This is a genomic window from Leucobacter sp. M11 (assembly GCF_035726885.1).
GTDB lineage: Bacteria > Actinomycetota > Actinomycetes > Actinomycetales > Microbacteriaceae > JAPFRB01.
Genome location: NZ_JAPFRB010000003.1, coordinates 1 through 3,690, shown reverse-complemented (window position 1 = coordinate 3,690; position 3,690 = coordinate 1). Strand labels below are relative to the sequence as shown.

Sequence of the window (3,690 nt, the reverse complement as noted above, 5' to 3'; positions counted from 1 at the left end):
AGTTGCGCGACGGGGCCGTCGTTGTGGGTGTTCGGTCGGGCTTAGAAGCGCCAGACGGCGACCTGGAAGCCGCTCGGGGGCTGGGGGACCCAGTCCTTCTGCTTCTGGACGAGACCGGAGCCGCCGGGGTTGTTCGACTCGATGATCGTGAAGGTGCCGTCACCGTTGTTCTCGGTGATCATCAGGGTGTGCACGCCCGCGGCCCACACGGTGGGTGCGGAGGCCAGCTCGTACTGGATGATGTCGCCGGGCTGAGCGGCGTCGAGCGCAACGCGGGTTGCGCCGCGGTAGTTGTCGACCGGGTTGCCGGAGCCAGTCCAGGCCCCGCCGCCCGCGAGGATCCAGCGCTGGGCGCTCATGATGCACTCGCCGGGCTGGCTCCAGCCGGTGGGGCGGGAGGTGCCGATCTCTTCCTCGGCGAGCGCGATCGCTGCCTTGACGTCGAAGTTTGCGGGGGCGCTGTTCTTGACCTCGACCTCGGTCTCCGCGAGGAAAGACTCGATGGGGGCCGTCCGTGCGAGGGGATCACCCGTGGGCTCGCCAGAGACGAGGTTCTGCGCGACGTTGGCGGCGGTGACGGAGGTCACCTGCGGGCCGGAGGAGAATCCCGTCGTGGCAAACGCCGGGGTCGCTGCGATCGGGAAGGTCAACGCGGCAATCACCGTAACGATGGTTGCTTTGGCACTCGGTCTCAAACGTAATCTCCCTGGAATTGTGGCAGTGCCCCGGGTCTGAAACCCTCGGGCACCAGACAAGTATGTGTTACCAATCCGTTACCAGCAAACTTTTCGAGCAGAACATTCGGCTCGCACTCAGGGTTGGCGGATGGCGGGCGGGCGGTTTCGCCGGGATTTTCGGGGAATTGCTGCAACATTACGCAATGGGAGCCATAACGAAAGTGGATGTGTTCTAGGCTTGCTCGGGTCGGCAACTGACCGCCGCCGCTCCCGGGTCCGCCGGGACGCGGGACCCCCGAGGAGACGATGACCGCATGACAGCTCGCGCTGAGACCGACGTCCACGCCGCCCCCGCCCCGAAGCGTGCCCCACTTCCCCGGTGGCTCACCTCCTTCGGGGTGCAGATCACCGCGGCCCTGCTGCTCGGGGTGCTTGCGGGCCTGCTCGCGAAGCAGCTCGGCCCGGACGCCGAGAACAACCCGAACGGGCTGACCGCGACCCTCGGGGTCATCGGGGGCTCCTATGTCTCCCTCCTGAAGGCGGCGGTGGTGCCGCTGATCTTCACGGCGATTGTCTCGTCCATCGTGAACCTGCGCCGGGTGACGAACGCGGCCCGCCTCGCGGGCCAGACGCTGCTCTGGTTTGCCCTCACCGCGCTCATCGCCGTGCTCATCGGCATCGGGCTCGGGGTGCTGTTGCAGCCCGGCTCCCGGGTCGCGCAGGGTGAGGTCACGGCGAGCGAGCCGGGCACCGTCGGCACCTGGTGGAACTTCCTGATCGGCCTCGTCCCGCAGAACTTCCTCGGCCTCGGCGTGAACGCCGGGCTCCAGGGCGAGGGCGACGCTCTCTCGGTCTCTGCCGCTCCCTCCTTTAACGTGTTGCAGGTCATCGTCATTGCGGTTGCCGTCGGCATCGCGGCGCTCAAGCTCGGCGAGAGGGTCGAACCCTTCATCCAGTTCACGGAGGCCGCGCTCCAGGTCATTCAGAAGGTGCTCTGGTGGATAATCCGCATCGCCCCGATTGGCACCTTCGCCCTCATCGGGAACGCTGTTGCCACCTACGGTTGGGACACGATCGGCTCCCTTGCCTGGTTCGTGGCCGCGATCTATATCGGCCTCGCCCTCGTGCTCTTCGTGGTGTACCCGGTGCTCGTGCGGGCGCACGGGCTCTCCGTGAAGCAGTACTTCTCGGGCGTCTGGCCCGCGGTGCAACTCGGCTTCGTGAGCCGCTCCTCGATCGGCACCCTCCCCCTCACCCAGCGGGTGACGGAGCGGAACCTGGGCGTCCCCCGCAGCTATGCCTCCTTTGCCGTGCCGCTCGGCGCGACCACGAAGATGGACGGCTGCGCCGCGATCTACCCCGCGATCGCCGCGATCTTCGTCGCGCAGTTCTTCGGGATCGAGCTGGGCATCGTGCAGTATCTCCTGATCGTGCTCGTCTCCGTCGTCGGTTCGGCGGCCACCGCCGGGACGACGGGGGCGACCGTGATGCTCACGCTGACCCTGTCCACGCTCGGCCTGCCCCTGGAGGGCGTTGGCCTGCTCCTCGCGGTCGACCAGATCGTCGACATGGGCCGCACCGCGGTGAACGTGGCCGGTCAGGCGCTCGTCCCGGCGATCGTCGCAAAGCGCGAGGGCATCCTCGACGAGGACCTGTACAACGCGCCCCGCAACGGCGACCCCTTCAGTGACGACTCGACGGAGCCCGCCCCCGTGGGGTCGGGTGCGGCGGTGTCAGGCACGGAGCAGCCGGACGCGCTCGGCTCGGACCGGGTCGGGGCGCCGGCCACGGGCGCCTAGCCCCGGCTGTGGGCGAGCGGCGGCCCCGCGACCCGATTCGGGTCGCGGGGCCGCCTTGCGCGTCCCGGGGCCCGCGGCGGTCAGCCCTCTTCGGTGCGCTCCGTCGGAGGAAAGACGGTGACGTATCCGTTGTCGGTGCCGTACACGGTGACGCCCGGGGCGTGCCTGCTCCGCCGAACCCGCCGGACCGAGCGCGCCGCCGCGCCGTGGGCGAGCACGTCCGCGGCCTCTTCCGCAGCCCGGCGGGCCTGGGTATCCTCGCCCGTGCCCCCGGTCTCGGCGGTGCCGTTGCCGGTGCCCTCGGCGTGGGTAGGGCCCTCGGGCGTGTGCCTGGGTTCTGGGTCCTCGTTCGGGGTGCTCATGCCCGCACGATATCAGAGCGACGTGCCCGGGGTCCCGGCTGGATTCCGGCCCAGTGCCCCGGGCGAGCCCGCGGAGGTCGCGCCCCGCTGCGTTGTCGGTGGTCCCCCTTACTCTGTGGGCATGAATCGGAAACCCGGACACCCCCACACCCCGCCCGCGGCACCCGCCGCGGGGTCCGCGGCGCCCGGGACCCCGGACGGGCACCAGACCCACACCGCTGATACGGCTCACGCCGAGACGATCACGGTGCCCCTCACCTTCGCGGGCCTCCAACACGCCCTCGACACCCTCCTCACCGTCACCGCCGAGCAGCGCGACGCCGCCGAGGCCCGGCTCCACGAACAGGCCCTCGCCGCGGCCGGTTCCGGCCGCGGCACCCTGGACTGGGGCGGCGGCCTCACCGTGAACGCCGAGGCCGACTCCGGCCCGAGCCAGCTCGCCCGGGCCCGGCACCGGCAGATCCTCGCCGACGCCGACCGCGTCGAGGGCCTCGGCCGCCGCATCGACGCGGCCCGCATCGAGATCGCCGGCCGCCTCGCCCGGGCCTCACACCGCGCCCTCGGCCCCGACGGGCTCGCCCGCACGAGCGGCTTCCGCACCGCCCCCGAACTCCTCGCCGCCCTGACCGGCACCAGCGCCGCGACCGCGGGCCGCCGCATCCGCCTCGCCGCGGTCACCCAGTCAGAAGAGACGCTCACCGGTGGCGCCGCCCCGGCCCGGTTCCCCGCCGTGCACGAGGCCATGCGCCAGGGCGAGCTCGGCCTGGACGCCGCTCACGCGATCACCGGGGGCCTGGGCGCGGGGATGTCCCGGGTCGGGCACCTGCCCGAGTTCGCCGACGCCGAGCGCGC

Annotated in this window: 4 protein-coding genes; 2 read left to right on the top strand and 2 right to left on the bottom strand. The window is 71.1% G+C overall.

Annotated features, from left to right (window positions below; all coding sequences use genetic code 11):
* Positions 1–41: 41 nt before the first annotated feature.
* On the bottom strand, positions 42–662 hold the full coding sequence (locus OOT08_RS08165; protein WP_325092137.1) for a lipase: 621 nt from the start codon (positions 660–662) through the stop codon (positions 42–44).
* Positions 663–991: 329 nt separating this feature from the next.
* On the opposite strand from OOT08_RS08165, the gene OOT08_RS08160 reads away from it, so the two are divergent.
* Positions 992–2,476 carry a dicarboxylate/amino acid:cation symporter gene (locus OOT08_RS08160; protein ID WP_325092136.1) on the top strand — a complete coding sequence of 495 codons (1,485 nt, stop codon included), beginning with the start codon at positions 992–994 and terminating at the stop codon, positions 2,474–2,476.
* 80 nt (positions 2,477–2,556) lie between these two features.
* Here OOT08_RS08160 and OOT08_RS08155 read toward each other — a convergent pair whose 3' ends face one another.
* Positions 2,557–2,838, bottom strand: a complete 282-nt coding sequence (locus tag OOT08_RS08155) for a hypothetical protein (RefSeq protein WP_325092135.1) — start codon at positions 2,836–2,838, stop codon at positions 2,557–2,559.
* A 121-nt stretch (positions 2,839–2,959) separates the two neighbouring features.
* On the opposite strand from OOT08_RS08155, the gene OOT08_RS08150 reads away from it, so the two are divergent.
* The coding region (locus OOT08_RS08150; RefSeq protein ID WP_325092134.1) for a hypothetical protein at positions 2,960–3,690 on the top strand (731 nt) is incomplete at its 3' end.

Coding starts and splice junctions, on each gene's coding strand:
- OOT08_RS08160 (WP_325092136.1), top strand. CDS start 992: ATGACAGCTCGCGCTGAGACCGACGTCCACGCCGCCCCCGCCCCGAAG.
- OOT08_RS08155 (WP_325092135.1), bottom strand. CDS start 2,838: ATGAGCACCCCGAACGAGGACCCAGAACCCAGGCACACGCCCGAGGGC.